18 protein-coding genes and 1 pseudogene are annotated in these 17,701 nt (G+C 36.6%); 5 read left to right on the forward strand and 14 right to left on the reverse strand.

The window, feature by feature from the left end:
* A partial coding sequence (locus FJR08_RS11115; protein WP_305791122.1) for a CorA family divalent cation transporter occupies positions 1-619 on the reverse strand: 619 nt, incomplete at its 3' end.
* A gap of 90 nt (positions 620-709) precedes the next feature.
* Between FJR08_RS11115 and FJR08_RS11120 the strand changes: the two genes are divergently transcribed.
* Together FJR08_RS11120 and FJR08_RS11125 are read left to right on the forward strand one after the other, a co-directional pair.
* Positions 710-1,177 carry a hypothetical protein gene (locus FJR08_RS11120; RefSeq protein WP_168633196.1) on the forward strand — a complete coding sequence of 156 codons (468 nt, stop codon included), beginning with the start codon at positions 710-712 and terminating at the stop codon, positions 1,175-1,177.
* Between the two features lie 29 nt (positions 1,178-1,206).
* Positions 1,207-2,013 (forward strand): SDR family oxidoreductase, encoded by an 807-nt coding sequence (locus tag FJR08_RS11125; protein ID WP_168633197.1) that lies wholly within the window; start codon positions 1,207-1,209, stop codon positions 2,011-2,013.
* Between the two features lie 55 nt (positions 2,014-2,068).
* On the opposite strand, the pseudogene FJR08_RS11130 reads toward FJR08_RS11125, so the two are convergent.
* Positions 2,069-2,194: pseudogene (locus FJR08_RS11130) on the reverse strand (cupin domain-containing protein); the annotation flags it as partial.
* Between the two features lie 165 nt (positions 2,195-2,359).
* Positions 2,360-2,803 (reverse strand): BON domain-containing protein, encoded by a 444-nt coding sequence (locus tag FJR08_RS11135; RefSeq protein WP_168633198.1) that lies wholly within the window; start codon positions 2,801-2,803, stop codon positions 2,360-2,362.
* A gap of 508 nt (positions 2,804-3,311) precedes the next feature.
* Between FJR08_RS11135 and FJR08_RS11140 the strand changes: the two genes are divergently transcribed.
* The gene (locus FJR08_RS11140) at positions 3,312-4,754 is read left to right on the forward strand and encodes a sensor histidine kinase KdpD (RefSeq protein ID WP_168633199.1); all 1,443 of its coding nucleotides are present in this window, start codon (positions 3,312-3,314) and stop codon (positions 4,752-4,754) included.
* A 440-nt stretch (positions 4,755-5,194) separates the two neighbouring features.
* Here the strand turns inward: FJR08_RS11140 and FJR08_RS11145 are convergent, their stop codons facing one another.
* Together FJR08_RS11145 and FJR08_RS11150 are read right to left on the reverse strand one after the other, a co-directional pair.
* Complete coding sequence (locus FJR08_RS11145) at positions 5,195-6,685, reverse strand: UDP-N-acetylmuramoyl-L-alanyl-D-glutamate--2,6-diaminopimelate ligase (protein ID WP_015083558.1); 1,491 nt, start codon at positions 6,683-6,685, stop codon at positions 5,195-5,197.
* A gap of 54 nt (positions 6,686-6,739) precedes the next feature.
* Complete coding sequence (locus FJR08_RS11150; protein WP_168633200.1) at positions 6,740-7,003, reverse strand: glutaredoxin family protein; 264 nt, start codon at positions 7,001-7,003, stop codon at positions 6,740-6,742.
* A gap of 322 nt (positions 7,004-7,325) precedes the next feature.
* Here FJR08_RS11150 and FJR08_RS11155 point away from each other — a divergent pair, with 322 nt between their 5' ends.
* Both FJR08_RS11155 and FJR08_RS11160 read left to right on the forward strand, forming a co-directional pair.
* Positions 7,326-7,700 carry a type II toxin-antitoxin system HicB family antitoxin gene (locus FJR08_RS11155; RefSeq protein ID WP_168633201.1) on the forward strand — a complete coding sequence of 125 codons (375 nt, stop codon included), beginning with the start codon at positions 7,326-7,328 and terminating at the stop codon, positions 7,698-7,700.
* Positions 7,697-8,122, forward strand: coding sequence for a type II toxin-antitoxin system VapC family toxin (locus FJR08_RS11160; RefSeq protein ID WP_168633202.1), 426 nt, complete (start codon positions 7,697-7,699; stop codon positions 8,120-8,122). Before FJR08_RS11155 ends, FJR08_RS11160 begins: the two co-directional genes overlap by 4 nt.
* Before the next feature lie 107 nt (positions 8,123-8,229).
* On the opposite strand, the gene FJR08_RS11165 is transcribed toward FJR08_RS11160, so the two are convergent.
* From FJR08_RS11165 to FJR08_RS11205, 9 genes are all read right to left on the reverse strand, one after another.
* Positions 8,230-8,649 carry a type II toxin-antitoxin system VapC family toxin gene (locus tag FJR08_RS11165; protein WP_015083562.1) on the reverse strand — a complete coding sequence of 140 codons (420 nt, stop codon included), beginning with the start codon at positions 8,647-8,649 and terminating at the stop codon, positions 8,230-8,232.
* Positions 8,639-8,932 (reverse strand): hypothetical protein, encoded by a 294-nt coding sequence (locus tag FJR08_RS11170; protein WP_148762326.1) that lies wholly within the window; start codon positions 8,930-8,932, stop codon positions 8,639-8,641. Before FJR08_RS11170 ends, FJR08_RS11165 begins: the two co-directional genes overlap by 11 nt.
* A gap of 500 nt (positions 8,933-9,432) precedes the next feature.
* A complete protein-coding gene (locus tag FJR08_RS11175; protein WP_168633203.1) occupies positions 9,433-9,816 on the reverse strand; it encodes a barstar family protein in 384 nt (127 codons plus the stop codon).
* Between the two features lie 9 nt (positions 9,817-9,825).
* Positions 9,826-11,940 (reverse strand): PDZ domain-containing protein, encoded by a 2,115-nt coding sequence (locus FJR08_RS11180; protein WP_168633204.1) that lies wholly within the window; start codon positions 11,938-11,940, stop codon positions 9,826-9,828.
* Positions 11,941-12,115: 175 nt separating this feature from the next.
* Positions 12,116-12,892, reverse strand: a complete 777-nt coding sequence (locus FJR08_RS11185) for a PP2C family serine/threonine-protein phosphatase (RefSeq protein ID WP_168633251.1) — start codon at positions 12,890-12,892, stop codon at positions 12,116-12,118.
* Positions 12,893-13,079: 187 nt separating this feature from the next.
* Positions 13,080-13,730, reverse strand: a complete 651-nt coding sequence (locus tag FJR08_RS11190) for a VWA domain-containing protein (protein ID WP_168633205.1) — start codon at positions 13,728-13,730, stop codon at positions 13,080-13,082.
* A gap of 281 nt (positions 13,731-14,011) precedes the next feature.
* On the reverse strand, positions 14,012-15,235 hold the full coding sequence (locus FJR08_RS11195) for a bifunctional sterol desaturase/short chain dehydrogenase (protein ID WP_168633252.1): 1,224 nt from the start codon (positions 15,233-15,235) through the stop codon (positions 14,012-14,014).
* A 75-nt stretch (positions 15,236-15,310) separates the two neighbouring features.
* Positions 15,311-15,736, reverse strand: coding sequence for a hypothetical protein (locus FJR08_RS11200; RefSeq protein WP_168633206.1), 426 nt, complete (start codon positions 15,734-15,736; stop codon positions 15,311-15,313).
* A 27-nt stretch (positions 15,737-15,763) separates the two neighbouring features.
* Positions 15,764-17,566, reverse strand: a complete 1,803-nt coding sequence (locus FJR08_RS11205) for an ABC transporter ATP-binding protein (protein ID WP_174783069.1) — start codon at positions 17,564-17,566, stop codon at positions 15,764-15,766.
* Positions 17,567-17,701: the final 135 nt, after the last annotated feature.

Consider the following 17,701-nt stretch of genomic DNA (forward strand, 5'->3'; position numbering starts at 1 on the left):
TGATTCTTTCCCCATACAGTTCTAAAACTGGGAAAAATCCATCAATAATTGCGTCTAATAAAGAATAAGCCAAGTAATCACTACCTTGTCTGCGGATAATACCTTTATTCTTATTAATTCTCATTCTCACCCCATCAAAACAATCATGTTCTGGTTCTTCTTGCACTGTCAAAACATAATATTTGCCTAAGACTAAACTTACTTGTTCACTATAAAAACCGCCATTATTATGATTAGGTACAACCATGTGGGCAATAATCACCAATTGTTCTTCATAATCCTCGATTTTTGGTCGTTCTACCATGTTGACAATATCTTCTAAAATTAGAGTATGTAAATCAAAAGTTTGACCTAAACGATGTAAAATATCTTTACTACCTAAACCTTGAACATCTACCCAAGAAACGGATTCTGTATCCAAATAATTAAGACATTCTTCTGGATAACTTATTTGTTTCTGAATCAGTTGAGTTTGGTTATAGTCAATCAGAAAAATAATTGGTTGTTCAGCATTTTCATCAACAATGATTGTTCCTGGTGGAGTTCCTGCTTGGTGAAAAAATTCTTTATCGCGTGACTTGTGGATAACTTTGGAAACTCGGCGAATTTTCTTAACCATAAATTTTAAGTCTCTAGATATTACTGATTTAAATCTTAACGCATATCATATAATACTTCTAATTTATCCAGATATAAAAAGCAGAAAAATATGCTTATGCAACCAAATCAGCAAACATTTTGGTTAATTGAACCTGAAGCAAAACCATTGCAGCAGATTATAGGTGGTGGTTTTATTTTACCAGATGGACAAGTAGCGATTGCTAGAATTTTACCACATTCCAGTTATGTCACCAATGCATCTCTACCATCTTTTCAACAACTGCAAAATCAAAGAGGGAGAAAATTAGTATTTGGGGAAAACTCACGAAATAATTATCATCTCCAAAGTTTTAAACTAGTAAGGGATCAAGATGTGACAGGTATCAGCGGTATTGGGATAGTTGCCATAGGATGTTATTTTCAACTTTTCCATCAAGATATTAGTCAACATTCTGCTAATATTGCAGTTATGCAATGGTTGAAAGCACCTAAATCCACAGCTTGGTATACTCAAGGATGGGAACAAATTGCCTTAATTCATGGACATAAAGGTAAAACCAAAATTATTGTAGATTAAATATACCCTATTCCAGAGATCTTCCATTTATGAATACTAGTGAAAATCTGATCTTAGTTGTTGGTTCTACCGGTGGAGTCGGACAACTTGTAGTTAGTAAACTATTAGAAAAAGGCTTACCAGTTCGCATTCTCACCAGGAATGCCGAAAAAGCCGCAAAAATGTTTAATAACAAAGTAGAAATTGCAATTGGTGATATCTGTGAACCCAGCACATTGACAGCAGCAATGGCAAATATTACCGCCATTATTTGTTGTACAGGAACTACCGCTTTTCCTTCTGCAAGATGGGAATTTAATCAAACCCCCAATATAATCGAATTGGTAATAACTGCATTTAATCCCCAATTTCTAGAAGACAAAGCGAAAAATACCCCGACTAAAGTTGATACTCAAGGTGTAATTAATCTGATCTCCGCAGCACCAAAAAACTTAAACCGCTTCGTGTTTGTTTCTTCCTGCGGAATTCTCCGTAAACATCAATTTCCTTTTAATATTTTGAATCTTTTTGGTGTACTTGATGCTAAAGAAAAAGGAGAACAAGCCATTATTAATTCGGGAATCCCTTATACTATCATTCGTCCCGGACGTTTAACCGATGGCCCTTATACATCCTATGATCTCAATACCCTACTCAAAGCCACAAGTGAAGGTAAATTAAACATCATTTTTGGAAAAGGAGATACAATTTCCGGTGATACTAGCCGAATTGATGTAGCTGCAACTTGTGTAGAAAGTTTATTTTATCAAAATTCTATTAACAAAGTTTTTGAAATAGTCAATCAAGGAGATAGACCAACTATAATTGATTGGCAAAATCTTTTTTCACAATTATAAAAAAGAGAGCAAAAAAACATGAATTATGAAACTCTTGTAGTGCGGGCATCTTGCCCGCTGTATTAGCACTGGCAGAATCAAAGATAATTGCTAATCGGTTAGAGTCACGGGGACTAATTCGATATGCTTGATAATCTTTGGGAGATTTAATAATGGGAATTACACAACTAGTATCGTACATATTTTTAATGGGTAATTGGTGATGAAGAAATGAGTAGAAAATACCCAAAAACAGGACTTACTAACTAAAGTAAGCCCTGATAGATTTTAATCTCAAGTTATACCCATTTGAAAAATAGATGATTGCAAAACCAATTCACTATCCCAATGGGATAAAATAGAATGACTAAAGTTTTTTCTCTGTCTTCACTTCAGCTTCTACCTTGACACTTTTCACACCAGCTACTTCCTTGATTAAAGTTTCAGCTTGTGTAATTTCTTGCTGAGAAGTTGCTGTTCCTTTAAGGATAATTGCCCCATTTTTGTTGACTACTTCCAACTTATTCCCAGGTAAACTGGCTTTTAGTTTTTTGCTAATTTCAGTTTTTAAGTCGGTTGTGGATTTAGAAGTTGTAGTGGGAGTTGTAGTGGGAGTTGTAGTGGGAGTTGTAGTGGGAGTTGCGGTCGAATTATCTATAATTCGCGTCGTATCAGAAGCGGGTTTGGCTGGTACAGTGGGAGTTTCATTGGTAGTACCAGTAGTTTCTGAACCTGTTTTTGGTGCTTCTTGACAACCAACCATACCAGCTAATAAAACGCTACTAACGAGAAAAGGAATGAGCTTTTTCATGTTGATTTCCAAAATTGAATACTTGAAGTGATGGATTTTACTGTGAGTGATGCCCAGGAGCAAATCTTAAAAAAGAATTAAATTGCTACACCCAAAAGTCATAAACCAAATACCTGAATAACTGACAATATGACAACTTTCCAATAACTAAATTAAAACGCTTTTATTGAAAAGAGCCAATTTAATTGTACTCATGGCTATAGAATATTGACGGTTTGATGCTCACCGATAGCCACTATCTCTATATTCTCTATCATAGAGACTCAGCCGCATCTTTTTTGGGATTGATAATTGGGGATTGATAATTGGGGACTGGGGACTAGGTAATTTTCTACTGACAACCGACAACCGACAACTGACAACCGACAAAGAGAGGATATTGCACCTTAATTGTTCGGTTATACCACTTTCTATCTTCACACTAATGACGATAATCTCGTAGATATAGTTTGCAAATGTCTAAATATAACCACCATTAGCTGCTGAAGCAATCAAGAGGTGAAAACCTGTGTACGAATGGATTTTGCCAAGTCTCAAGGAAGTTTTATCTGAAAATCAATCTCATCTTGCTGAGTGTTCCTCGGCTAAAGCAGAACAGCAATGGCGTGTCAGTCTCGCAGCCACGGAAAACTTGCTGTTGAAAACTTTAGCTGCAACTTCACCTGATACTACTCCAGGTTTGGTATTAGCCGCACCTGCACCTTTATTTAGTCACCCCCAACTAACACAACGGTTACAAACGGTAACTTTTACAGCCAGACCTTTTAACCCTTTGGCGTTGATGCCATTCATTATGCCATCAGAAATGGCGCGGAATATAAATAATATAGAAACAAATACTTCCGATCATACTACTTTTCAAGAATCTATCTTACCTTTATTACCGGCTGATCCTTTGGGTGCGGAACAGTTTTGTTTGGTGTTTACAGATAAATTTAGATTAGTTTTGGTTTTGGGGGAACATCAAAATGGTAAAAAAGAGTTTTTGTTTTCCTTTGAACCGGAAATAGTCAAAAAAGCTTGGCAATCTTTAGGTGCTAGGGTAGTTTTAACTAATCCAGAATTGTTTGCTGATTTAGATATTCAGGTGCAAAACTATCCTTTGGTTGCACCAGATTATCACACTATAATTCAATTTAGTCAGTTATTACTTCAAGAATTAACAATTACAGAAAATAATCCAGTTACACATACTTCATCACATTTTCATTCACCAACTCCACCGCCAAAATCTCCATCTCGTTCTGACATAGAATTACTCCAAGCCTTTGCCCATGAAGTTCGTACTCCATTGACAACTATTCGGATGATGACACGGTTACTATTAAAACGGCAGGATTTGCCGGGGAATGTAATCAGTCGTTTAGAAGTTATTGATCATGAATGTACTGAGCAAATTGACCGGATGGAGTTATTATTTAAAGCAGCAGAATTAGAGAATTTATCACAACCTTTAAAATTGGCTAATTCACACTTGACCCCAATGTGTTTAGAGGATATTTTACTGCAAAGTATTCCCCGTTGGCAACAAGCAGCAACTCGGCGTAATTTAACTTTAAATGTGGTTTTACCGAAGCAATTCCCCACGGTGGTTAGTAATCCGGCGATGTTAGACCGGGTACTTACTGGTTTAATAGAGAATTTTACTCGCAGTTTACCTGCTGGTAGTTGTATTCAGGTGCAAGTAATGACTGCTGGTGATCAGCTAAAATTGCAATTATCTCCTCAGTTTGATTGTCAAGATCAAGGCTATACAACAACACCACCAATTCGTAAATCTTTAGGTCAATTATTAATGTTTCAGCCGGAAACAGGGGCAATTAGTTTAAATATGGCAGCAACTAAGCATTTATTTCAAGCAATTGGTGGAAAGTTGATTGTGCGTCAACGTCCTCAAAATGGGGAAGTATTAACAATTTTCTTACCTTTGGAAGTCGGTCATCAAGTTTGACACTCTCAGGTCTAAAGACACTGAGATTCTTTAATCAATGAGCCAACTTACAATTGCTGGATTACTCCAACAAAAACAGAGGTCGATTCTCCTAAAGCGTTAATTCCGGTATGCCCTACCGTACTCGATTTTTGTATTTCATTTTTCACCAAATTTAGCTTTCCTAAACTGCAATACTGTTAGGTATGACTACGCACTCAACCAAATTAGTTAAGTTTTTACGTTGTTTAGTTATACTTAAATTATGGAACTTTTAAAAGTATATCACACCTACTGTTACTAGTCAACGAGTTAGGCTAAATATTTTCGCCCGTGTCGCTTATATCTCAGCACGCTTTGTGACTGAGCTTTACGCTTACCGAGTAATCTTGTAAAATAGATTTTTTGCAACTTGGTGCGAAACAAGGGCGGGGAAACCCCACCCCTTGAAGATGGGTTAATTAATTTTGGCTATTTATTCTTTGCTGTAAAGCTTCCCGTGCTTGTTCTCTGTCGTCAAAATGAATTTTTTCAGTACCCAGAATTTGATAGTCTTCGTGACCCTTACCGGCTAATAATACACCGTCTCCAGGTTGAGCTTGCAAAATAGCCGTCCGAATTGCGGTAGCGCGATCGCTCACAACCATTGGTTGTACTATATCAGGAATACCTGCTAATACGTCCTGTAATATCTTTTCTGGGTTTTCTGTACGGGGGTTGTCTGATGTCACTACTGCTAAATCTGCGAGTTCAGCCGCTATTTTACCCATTTTTGGACGTTTAGTGCGATCGCGGTCTCCTCCACAACCAAACACACAAATCATTTTACCAGGAATAAACGGCCGGGCAGCTTTCAGTAAGTTCTCCAAACTATCGGGAGTATGGGCATAATCTACAATCACGCTAATATCTTGCTGTGGATGAATTTGCACCCGTTCCATGCGGCCAGGAACGCCGGGAAACCCAGGAATGGCATTTGCTACCAATTGCAAATCTAAACCCACATGGACAACCGCACCCACAGCAGCTAAAAGATTTTCTAAGTTATATTGACCAACTAAAGGACAACTAAAATCTACATTTCCTTGGGGAGTATGTAAAATTCCGCTCACACCATTTGGTTGATAATTTAAATCACTCATCCAAAAATCAGCGGTACTATCATTAACGCTATAACTCCAAACCTGTTCTGGACTCAAGGATGCAATTATCCGTTTACCATAAGCATCATCAGCGTTGATAATTGCCCGTCCGTGGAGATAATTAGGACTAAATAACAACGCTTTCGCGGCAAAATAGTCCTCCATATCCTTGTGATAGTCCAAATGGTCTTGGGTAAGGTTGGTAAATACCCCCACTTCAAAAGCACAATTCAAAACCCTACCCTGGTGCAAAGCATGAGAACTAACTTCCATTACCCCAGTTTCACAACCAGCATTCATGGCTTTAGCTAATTGTTGCTGCAAATCTACTGCAAAAGGAGTAGTATTCACAGCGGTTTCCTCAAAACCAGGCCAGCGGGTGTAAAGTGTGCCTATTAACGCCGTCGGTAAATTAGCGTGAGTTAGAAAATATTCAATCAGGTGAGTGGTGGTAGTTTTACCATTTGTCCCCGTCACACCCACCATTTTCAGTTTTTGTCCAGGATAACCATAAAAAGCTGCGGCTATTTGAGCGCAGGCTTTAGTCATATTATCGGCACTCATGACTACAGAGTTAGCTGTAGGCGGATTTTTCTGCATTGCTTCCGAAGAAATAATCGCCGCTACAGCACCAGCAGCTAAAGCACCTGTCCAAAACTCTCCACCGTCTACTCTAGTTCCTGGCATTCCGATAAACAAATCTCCCACCGTGCAAGCATGGGAATTAGTTTTAAGTCCCTGAATATCAATATCTGGTATATTTACAGAATTAATCCCATCTACAGTCGCTAATAATTCCCGTAATTTCATCTGGTGAACCTCGCCACAAGCTTGTCTTGCGCTTATTCTGCATCATTTTGTCATCTATTGGGAGACATATTGACCTAACATTTTTTCTAAACGTTCGATACTGAGACGGGGAGAAGGACGGGGTATCAGTTTTTCCGTGCCGTCCCTGGTGACTAAATGCAGTACCGGGATTTCGTATTGATATGCTGTAAACCAATCTTTACGGGTGGTAATATCTCGAATTTCTAGCTGGAAACTGAGATTTTTGATTTGCGCTAGTTTTTCCTGTAAGCCTTCACAAAGATGACAACCGGGTTTGCTGTAGAGAATTAATTGCATGGGTGGAGATTTAAACGATGAAAATGTATTTTATGATTATTTTAACTGAATATATCAAAAATGTCAGAATCAGGTGGTTATCGAGCGATAGCCTGCGTGGCGTAAGCCATAGTCGAGATAATACTCACCGATTAAAGGATTAACGGGATATTTTTTGTCAGAATCAGGATGTCCACCGATTAAAGGATTAACAGGATAATAAAATATAAAATGGACGATTGCTAATAAAATTCTATAAATCTTAAAATCATATAGATGATAATTTTAACTATTTTTAAGTATTATGTTATAATCAATTCAGAGTTAAAAGAGTAAAAATATCATGATTTTAGCTGTTAAAAATGCTCTTTCCACAATTGCACCCAAGTCAACTTATGATGTGTTGATTGAAAATCAAGAGGATGGTACGGTTAAAGCGACATTATTAAGTTTGCCAGAATGTCAAGGTTTTGGTGCAACTAAAGAGGAAGCCTTAAATAATCTGATTCAGCTTTTTCAAGCAATAGAACCGGAAATAGTAACTTTAGAAATTGAACCAGCTAAAACAGATCATCCTTGGCTGAAATTTGCGGGAATGTTTGAGGATGATCCACATTTTGATGAAGTGCAGGAATATATAGCAGAATATCGTCGTGAATTAGATGCAGAAATGGAGGAATATTACCAAGAAATTGAAAATCAGGAGCATATAAAATGAGTTTATGGGTACTTGATACAGATCATGTTTCTCTCTTTCAACACAGAAATCCATTGATTGTACAGTGTGTTAATAGTGTCAAATTTGAAGAAATTGCCATAACTATAATTACTGCTGAAGAACAATTGCGTGGTAGGTTTAATGTTATTAGAAATGCCTCATCATCGGATAAATTAGTATTAGCTTATGCAAATTTTCAGAATAATTTAGATTTTTTACAAAGTGTGAATTTACTGGAATTTAGCGAAGCTGCTGGTAATATTTACACTAAATTAGTTAAGCAGAAAATCCGCGTTGGTACTCAAGATTTACGCATTGCTGCAATTACATTATCAGTTAATGGAATTTTAGTAACTCGTAATTGGAAGGATTTTGAAAAAGTGCCTAATTTGCGTTTGGAAGATTGGAGTATTAGTGAATAATGTCTGAATCAGGATTACCAGGATTAGAGGATTAACAGGATGATAAAAAATAAAAATGTCATCTCCAAATAGTGAAAAGGTAACTTTATATAGCTTGTGCTACACTATCAGACAATTTCCCAATCTTCAATTTGTAACCCTTTAACTCGTTTAAATTCCCTGACATTGTGAGTAACTAAAATTAGATTATTCACTAAAGCAATAGAAGCAATTTGTATATCATTTGAACTAATAGGAGTTCCAGAATTTGCTAAATCAGCGCGAATTTTGCCATAATTTTCTGCACATTCATCATCAAAAGGTAAAGAAACAAATTGTTCTATGAATATTTTTTGTACAGCTATAGCTTTTTGAGGATTATTACTACGCATAGAACCATAAAATAATTCAGCTTTGACTACAGAACAAACCGCAATTTTTTCAGGTTCTAAATTATCAAGATGATGATTAATGCTGAGAGATTTACCCTTGAGATACATGATACAAACATTCGTATCTAGTAAATAAATTAAAGAATCATTTTTCATTAATAACCTCAATTAAATCATCATCCGTTGCAAAATCAATATCAGCACAAGCACCATATAAATTAAGTAAACCTGCGGAATGGAGGATATTATTTTGGATTAAAAATTTTTTGAGTTCAGTGTCAGAAGGAAAGTTTAGTAAATCTTTTAGTTCATCAAAATCAATTAATCTTTCTCGAAAGGCTTCTAATACAAGATTATTCAGGATTTTTTGTGGTAAATTACCCCATTGATTTATGATTTTTGTTGTTAATTTATCTGGTAAATCAATCGTTACTTGCATAATTGGAAAATCTCCTAATGGTGCTTAGTTAATTATTCTAACATAAATTTGTTAAAAGTTTAATGTCGTAATCAGGATATCCAGGATTTAAGGATTCACAGGATGTTATTTGTCTGAATCAGGATACCCAGGATTAGAGGATTAACAGGATGTTTTTGATCACTTATGGTTTTTGTACGAGAGAGAATATATGTTTATTATTCAATAAATATCATCATTAAATATTCACAGAAAATCTATAAATAACAATCCTGTACATCCTTAAATCCTGGTTATCCTGATTCTGACAACCACAATAAACAATCTCCAAGGAAGCCAGGGAATTAATTCCCTGTCTAAAAGCTAAAGTCGGTTTAAACCGACTATTGGGAATGATGGAATATTACATTTATTTTCATCAGGTAAAAAGTCAATCAAATCCTGTACATCCTAAAATCCTGGTAATCCTGATTCTGACAGCCACAACAAACAATCTCCAAATAGTGAAAAAGTAACTTCACCTATTTGTTAATAACTAAAAACTTGAGAGGAATATTATTAGCTTCCCAGTATTCTTTGGCTGAATTTAAAATATCCAATGCTATTTGGTACTGTGTCGGTTCAGCTTGAGCAAAGATATCAGCATGATTATATAATATGACATATCTTTGAGCCGGACACCATGTTAAATCGGTGATACATTCATCAAAAGCATCCCAGTTATTGCCGAAATATGTAGGAAATTCTATTGCTTCAGCAGCTTGTTTTAAAAATGTTTGTTTGCTATTGATTTTTTTACCATCAAGATAAAAAACTTTTGTTCCTGGTTGTGCGGCTATTTGTTCCACTGTTTTATGGATGTTTTGTTTGATGTTTATTGGTAAAATGTTGAGAATATTATTCATAGTATTTTTCTATTTAATTTTCCTGAGAAGTTTCTTCGCTTTTTCATTTCCTAAATTTGCAGCTTTTCGTAAATCTTCCACTCCTTGATACTTACTGCCACTTAGATAATAACTAGCACCCCTTAAAAAATATGCTTTATCATTATTAGAATCTATTTGAATTACCTGGTTACAGTCTTTTATTGCCTCACTATAATCTTTCAAATCAAACCAGGCGGAACAACGTCTCAAATATTGTTTATCACGGTTAACATTGAGCAAGATTTGCCTAGTTAACGTTGTGTTTGTATCTCTGTAACCTTGACGACGAATACGTAAAGAGACTATAGTATTTACATCTCCACGTATTAAGTTATATACTTCTCTATTACTCATGCTTAATGTTGATATACCATTTACTTCCAAAATTTGATCACCAACTCTAAGATTTCCTGATGCTGCTGGAGAGTTATCAAATATATTAGTAATTGTTGGTATTCTAGTTTCTTCATCAATTCGAAATGAAATCCCAATACCTGTTATATATTTTTCAATTTTTATATTGGTTATTTTTCTTAATTGCGATTCTGTCAAGTTATTTGAGTCATTATCAGGAATAAGATTTATTACCTGTACAGTTGCTCCTATGAGCATAATCCCCAAAGAAATAGCCGAAAACCAAAATAATATTTTATTTGGTTTATTCTTTACTGCTGGTATTGTTTGAGGTGCTTGAATTTTTACAGGTTGACTCTGAGGGTTAGAAACTGCTGGTTGCGAAACCTGAGATTGAGGTTGCTGGACTGAAGATGAATTATTTGTAGTAGATGTTGCTGTTACTTGGGTGATGACAGGTTGACTCTGAGGGTTAGAAACTGCTAGTTGCGAAACCTGAGATTGAGGTTGCTGGACTGGTGCTTTACTAATAGATGCTGCAACCTGCCAAATCTTGATAGTCTTGTCACTACTCCCACTAGCCAGAGTTTGACCATCGGGGCTGTATGCTACTGAATAAACCGTGTCAGAATGACCAGTGAGGGTTTGTAGGAGGTTTCCTATGAATCTATTACTAATAACTTGTGATTGTGATGTTGATTCCACAACAGCAGATGGTTTTGCTTTAACAACACCAGGAAAAATATCAATACCAAGATTTGTAGAGCGATCGCACCAATAGCATTTACCATAAGTTCGGCTATAGTAATGATTATCTACCCTGCCACATATAGTTAGCCTATCATTCCCTACCTTTAACGCCTCCAACCACTTCCTAGCCGTAGGGCGGAAATTAGGATTTTTATGCCCATCATTAAAGCATTTCAGAAAACATTGCTGAACCTCTGGATGAACAATCTCCAGGGGAATTGTTCTTGCTACTGCTGCAATTAAATTATTTGACCCATTAACCCATAAACCCTGACAGATAAGTTCATTTATGTCTGGAATTTCCCCCGCACCTGTCCATTTTCCCTGAAAAGGATTATTACCACCAAATAATAATTGATAGATAATTACTCCTAACCGGAATCTATCATGTACTTCCGTTTGCTCAATACTATCAAAATCTTTACCAATCAGTTCCGGTGGTGTATATCCCTCAGAACCAACTAAACAATGATAAACTTTCTCATTTTTCGGATTTATCACCTGAAAAGAATCTGTATCAATAATTGAAGGTAAAGCCCGATTATTAACTAAAATATTTTGTGGTTTAATATCTCCCAAAACATAACCAGCAGCGTGCAGTGCTTCAATAATTGAAACGATATTCAGCGCTGTTGTGTGCAGAAACCGCCAATCAATCTCAAGTTTCAAAGCTTGACGACGACGGGGATTATAAACATCAAGAAGTTCTTTTCCATCCTTAATTTCTGGCATCAAAAAGCCCACAAAATCACCCTGATCATTTTTCAAAACTGACTTAGGCCAAGCAAAAGAAACATGATGAAGATGGGAATTTGGTTCTGTGGGTGGATTTGCTATCATTACCGCTAACTTCTGCACCCGTTCAGGTGTTGGAGAATGGTAAATTTTCGCTAAATAACCATTTTGATTAGTTCGCCAAACTTTTGCTTCACCACTATTAACTATTTCACTCAAGAGAGTAATTGATTTTCCCGTACTGGCACAGGTAAGAACTGTCATATAATTTTAATTAGATGGGTTGAAATATATGTCTAAAATCCTAAAATCCGTAGGTTGGGTTGAGGCTTTGCGTTCGCGGAGCGTGCCGAAGGCATAACCCAACAAAATTTCATAAATATTGAAAATGTTGGGTTTCATTCTTCAACCCAACCTACAGTTTTTTAGCAATTGTATCCTATTCAAAACAACACAAAAGCAAAGTTTTATCATCATCAGTGCGAGAATTTAACCGTGGAGAATCGAGAAAATCCATAATATAATTATCATCATTTCCTCCTGGTTTATCTGTTTCTCGCAAATATTCCTCCAAAGGCTTAAAGAATGGCGCATGAGGTTTCCAGTCACTCAAGCGAATTGCTACTTTTTCTAATCCATCAGTAGAAGCACAAATAAACTCTTGTTTTCCTGAAATTACCTGTACCTGCATTTCCTCCAGCGCATTAGCTGAAGTCACAAAAGTTGTTTCATTGAAAAATTCCCCCTTATCTGGTTCAAACAATAATTTATATTCTGCATCTTGGGAACGCACCACCATAAATCCATCCCCAATTTGCATGGCTGCAACCCATTCAGAAGTCGCTATAAAAACTAAAAGAGTACAGGCTAAATCATGAACAGAATAACCTTTATTAGTTGCTTGTTTGTTTAACGCAGTAATAACATCCTTGACAAACTTAGTAAAAACTTCCTTAGCTTCCATTTCCGAAAGTGGTTGAGAAAAACCTTGTTTATCAGGAAGTTCATTAATATCAGCAAAGCATTTAATTACAGTTTCTACCGCCAATTCAGAACCAAAATGAGAATATTTAGCACTTCCAGCACCATCAGCAACTGCGCCCACAATCACATCATTAAAAATGCGATAATTTCCGCAGTCTTGACAAGGTATTGGTATTTTTTGCTCTTGATGACTCGTTCCCACAGCAGAACGCGCTATAGCTTTCCAACCCACAATAAATAAATCCTCAAAATCTAATTTAAGATCCCCGACTTCTTGTTTAATCATGTCAATAAATTATTAACTTATATTAGAAGTCGGGGATCTTGTTTCTAGGTGTAATATCCCCGACTTCTTGTTTAATTATGTCAATAAATTATCAACTTAATATTAGAAGTCGGGGATCTGGTTTCTATTCAGATTATGTTGTAATTTGCCCCCATCCCACCGGCGGTAATGCCACAGCTTCCCCTACTTTGCCACTAGAAACCCGTTTCATGGAAGTGGAAAGCCAAACAAATAAAGAACGAAAATCTAAGCCATTCAGCATTACTGGAGGACGAGGTGCAATTTGTTTAAGTTTGTTCATATCTGCACCTTGAACACCAACAGTAAAAAACAACATTCGGCGCTGTGCTTCTTCTTCCCTCACCCTTTGCGCTGCACCTTCCCAAGCATCTGTAGGCGCACCATCAGTAATTAAAAATACCCAAGGACGATAGTAGAGAACACCGTTATCCTTATAAGACTGTTTGCGGGCTTCCAATAAATCTAAAGCGTATTCTATGGCTTCTCCCATTGGTGTGACACCATCTGTTTCTAGCTTAGGCGGTGTAAAATGGTCTATAGTGACAAAATCTTGCGTCAGTTTCACAGGTCCAAAGGTGACAATAGCAACTTCTACACTTAAAGAAGCTTGAGCATCTTTCATTACATCTTCTTTGAAAGCCGCCAAACCTCTATTTAACTCCTGGATAGGTTGTCCTGACATTGAGCCAGAAGTATCAAGCAAGAGAATTACCGGACAACGATTTTCCGGGTTTTCCACGAATTCAGGCAAACCTACTGGCATTTTTGATACTCCTGATTAATCAAGGTGAGATGCAAAATGTATAAACTAGATGTTACTTGTTACTACATAGCTTAACATGGATGTTTGTACGGAATCAATACCCATAATGTCTAAATATTAGTTTCATATTTATTTTTTCCCAATATCATGGATAACGTTGCTAATGGCATTTTCACAAATCATCAGTCATCTTATTTGATACGAACCACAGAGGCACAGAGGACGCAGAGGTGGAGAGAAAGGAGACTGTTAGATTTTATTTAGCAACGTTATCTTGATAATTATTTGCTTTTTACCCCTTTACTAAAAATCCGATAGTACAACCAGGTACTAAATTCTTTGAGGGGAAATAGGATATAAGTCAAAGGATTTACTGTGACAATAATATTTCTGAAATCCCGTTTTGCAAAAAATAAAATTCCCTTTGCAACTTGATTTGCTGACATCACACCATAGGGGTTTAGTTGACTTTTGAATGGTCCTAAAATTAATTTGCGAATTACACAATTTTGATCTAATCTTTTGAGGGTGACAATATCCCCTAATGCTCTTTTGCTCAGTTCATACAAGGGACTTAAGGCTGGGGAAACTTCCGCTTCTGAAGTATTTACCCAAATTTCTTTGGTGGCTTTGTCTTGGGGTCCTGTGACAGTTGCAGAAAAAACATCTATCAGTTCCAAAGCGGAAAATGTGTTAACTTGATAGGAATTTTGAATGGCGGCTGAAGTACGATCTCCATAAACATTTATGCCATGATTGATAATGAGAATATCAACTTTATTTAAACTTTCTTTTAGTTGAGTTTCATTACCTAATTCCCATTTTACAATTTTGACCCGCTCTTGAATTGCGATTTTTTCAGGATTGGTTGTTAATGCCACAACTTTGGCATTATGCTTTAATAGTTCTGCTGCTAATGCTTGTCCTAATGCACCGGAAGCACCTGTTAATGCTACGGTTTTACCTTTGAGAGAAAGTCCTGTTCCTAGTATTTTATCCACTAGGGGAAAAACACCACTATAGTAAGCGTTAACATCATCAAAATGATGTCGCCAATGATAGGTTCTATTTACCCAGAAAACGGAGGGAATTGTGTCTAATGCTCCGGGTAAATGATTGTAGTCTGTGTCTATTGTTCCTTGGAAATATCGCAGAGATGCACCGTATAAAAAAGTAACAGCATAAGCGACTCCTAACCACAATCCCCATTGATGCGCTAGTAGGGCAATTATTGTTAAAATTACTACTAATATGCCAGATTCGACGATATCGTGATACAATTGGGAGTCTACGTAGGCTTTTTGGGAAATTAAAGTTAAATCCCGTTTATATACAGCATGATGTTTATTATGCCATTTCGCTAACCATGTTATTTGATGACACAAAGCATGATAAGCATCTCTGACAATTTCTGCGAGTAGGAGGGAGGAAAATCCCCAGGTTGTGAACTGGATACAGTTATTTACTAACACTGAATCAATAGTTAAGCTTTGAGCCAAAATCATCATTTTTCTAGTAGTAGCACTTTTTCTGATATTGTGTATTTTTCCTGATCTATTTTAGCAAAATCAATGGCTTTATTAATCCCTGATTTGCTCAATTAATCGCTGTTCTAGTAAATCTAATAATTCATCTATATCTTTTCCTATTTGGTGAAAACAAGTTTCTGGTGATGATTTGGGGGCAAATTGAATTAACTTAATTTCTCCTTTACCAATACCAATCATAACTACTTCTGTTTCGGGTTTGTTATTATCAATAATTCCTAAGATCTCTTGGAGACGATTTTCAACTCGCTCATTGAGTTTTTCTATTTCGGATTGGGGACAATAGACAAAATGGGGAGTTGGTTGTAAATCAATCCCAATAGTCCCCTGACTATTACCATTTTCTAACCACAATCCCCAAAAAAGTGCGGCTAGTTCTAACTGATTGTTTTTGACAAATCTATCTAATTGTCCGCGCCATTTGTTCTCGGCTGTTTCGGGTTGGGGAATACTAAACATGATCATTAATTGGTAATTTTATTTTTGCTATTTTAACCCAGATTGCACACGCCATAAACTGGTGTAAATGCCGTTTTTCTCTAATAGTTGTTCATGAGTTCCGGCTTCGACTAATTTGCCATGTTCCATGACATAAATACAATCAGCATTACGAATGGTGGAAAGACGGTGAGCGATCGCTATTGTGGTCCGATTGACCGTAATCCGTTCTAAAGAACGCTGAATTGCGGCTTCGGTTTCATTGTCTACCGCTGAGGTAGCTTCATCTAGGATCAAAATTGGTGGATCTTTTAATACTGCGCGAGCGATCGCAATTCGTTGTCTTTGTCCCCCAGATAACTTTTGCCCCCGTTCTCCCACAATTGTCTCATAACCTTGGGGCAAACTCATAATAAAATCATGAGCTTCGGCTATTTTCGCCGCCATGATAATATCTTCATCGGTAGCGGTAAAAGTCCCATAGGCAATATTTTCTCCCACTGTACCATGAAATAAAAACACATCCTGACTAACCAAACCAATAGCCCGGCGTAGATCTCGCAAATTTAATTGTTGTAAATCAATTCCATCCAAAGTAATTTTACCACTTTGCACCTCATAAAATCGCAGTAATAGTTTAACCAAAGTGCTTTTTCCTGAACCTGTCGAACCCACAATTGCAATTGTATTTCCTGCGGGAATTTCCAAAGATAAATTGTGAATAATTGGATTTCTATTTTGATAAGCAAAACTCACATTTTGAAATTCCAAAGCCCCCCGAATCATATCTACAGGTAAATCAATATTTCCGGTATGAATTGCCATGGGAGTATCCAACAAATCCATCACTCGATTAGTAGAAGCCATTGCCCTTTGATATAAATCAAAAGTATCACCTAATCTGGTTAATGGCCACAGCAAAAGCTGAACTAAAAACACCAAAGAACTATAAGCACCTACAGCCAATCTGCCTTCTACCGCTGCCATACCGCCAAATAATAGCAAGATGGTAAAAGCGATTAAAATGAACATCCGAATAATCGGAATATACCCCGCAGATAAAGCAATTGCCTTAGCATTACTTTGACGATAAGCATTACTTTCAGATTCTACCCGCGCCGCTTCATAAGCTTCTGCTGTAAAACTTTTAATAGTGGTAATTCCACTCAAATTATTAGATAATCTCCCATTTAATAAACCGACTTTTTCCCGAACTTCTGCATAACGAGGCGCAAGAAATTTCTGGCAAATTATCGAACCAAAGAGAATAAATGGCATGGGCAAAATTGCCATCCCAGCTACACTAGGAGCTAAAATAAAAAACGCAGCCCCAACAATAATAATAGTAGTAGTTACTTGAATAATGTCATTTGCACCCACATCCAGAAACCGCTCTAATTGGTTAATATCATCACTCAAAATAGACATTAAACCACCGGTGCTGCGTTCTTCAAAATAAGCTAATTCTAATTCTTGTAAATGTTTATATGCGTCCAGTCGTAAATTATGCTGAATATTCTGTCCCAAATTGCGCCATAGTAACTTATAGACATATTCAAACAATGACTCCAACACCCAAGTAATCACCGTCAACAAGGATAAAATCAGAAATTGCCCATAAATATCTTTTACGCCTAATCGGGCGATGATAGAATCTTGTTGCTTGACTACCACATCCACCGCAATCCCAATTAATACAGGGGGTGCTAAGTCAAAAACTTTATTGAGGATAGAAGCACCAATGGCCAGTCGAATTTGTTTAGTATACTGATGTCCATATTTAAATAGCCGCTGGAGGGGACGAACAGAATGTTTACGCCTTTTGGATAATCGGATAGATTTAAATGGCATAGCCACATTAATTGATAATTACTTGCAGTTAATACTACCACATAATTGAGTTGATTTGTGATCAATATTGAAGCAATAGATACAGTTATCTTCCTTTAGGAACAGAAGAGATAATTTTGAAAAATTGGTAACTTG

Origin of the sequence: Dolichospermum sp. UHCC 0260 (assembly GCF_009711985.1) — a bacterium.
In the GTDB taxonomy this organism is placed as follows: Bacteria; Cyanobacteriota; Cyanobacteriia; order Cyanobacteriales; family Nostocaceae; genus Dolichospermum; species Dolichospermum lemmermannii.

Coding starts and splice junctions, on each gene's coding strand:
- FJR08_RS11145 (WP_015083558.1), bottom strand. CDS start 6,685: ATGAAATTACGGGAATTATTAGCGACTGTAGATGGGATTAATTCTGTA.
- FJR08_RS11155 (WP_168633201.1), top strand. CDS start 7,326: ATGATTTTAGCTGTTAAAAATGCTCTTTCCACAATTGCACCCAAGTCA.
- FJR08_RS11190 (WP_168633205.1), bottom strand. CDS start 13,730: ATGCCAGTAGGTTTGCCTGAATTCGTGGAAAACCCGGAAAATCGTTGT.
- FJR08_RS11120 (WP_168633196.1), top strand. CDS start 710: ATGCTTATGCAACCAAATCAGCAAACATTTTGGTTAATTGAACCTGAA.
- FJR08_RS11125 (WP_168633197.1), top strand. CDS start 1,207: ATGAATACTAGTGAAAATCTGATCTTAGTTGTTGGTTCTACCGGTGGA.
- FJR08_RS11205 (WP_174783069.1), bottom strand. CDS start 17,566: ATGCCATTTAAATCTATCCGATTATCCAAAAGGCGTAAACATTCTGTT.
- FJR08_RS11170 (WP_148762326.1), bottom strand. CDS start 8,932: ATGCAAGTAACGATTGATTTACCAGATAAATTAACAACAAAAATCATA.
- FJR08_RS11200 (WP_168633206.1), bottom strand. CDS start 15,736: ATGTTTAGTATTCCCCAACCCGAAACAGCCGAGAACAAATGGCGCGGA.
- FJR08_RS11165 (WP_015083562.1), bottom strand. CDS start 8,649: ATGAAAAATGATTCTTTAATTTATTTACTAGATACGAATGTTTGTATC.
- FJR08_RS11195 (WP_168633252.1), bottom strand. CDS start 15,235: ATGATTTTGGCTCAAAGCTTAACTATTGATTCAGTGTTAGTAAATAAC.
- FJR08_RS11150 (WP_168633200.1), bottom strand. CDS start 7,003: ATGCAATTAATTCTCTACAGCAAACCCGGTTGTCATCTTTGTGAAGGC.
- FJR08_RS11175 (WP_168633203.1), bottom strand. CDS start 9,816: ATGAATAATATTCTCAACATTTTACCAATAAACATCAAACAAAACATC.
- FJR08_RS11160 (WP_168633202.1), top strand. CDS start 7,697: ATGAGTTTATGGGTACTTGATACAGATCATGTTTCTCTCTTTCAACAC.
- FJR08_RS11180 (WP_168633204.1), bottom strand. CDS start 11,940: ATGACAGTTCTTACCTGTGCCAGTACGGGAAAATCAATTACTCTCTTG.
- FJR08_RS11135 (WP_168633198.1), bottom strand. CDS start 2,803: ATGAAAAAGCTCATTCCTTTTCTCGTTAGTAGCGTTTTATTAGCTGGT.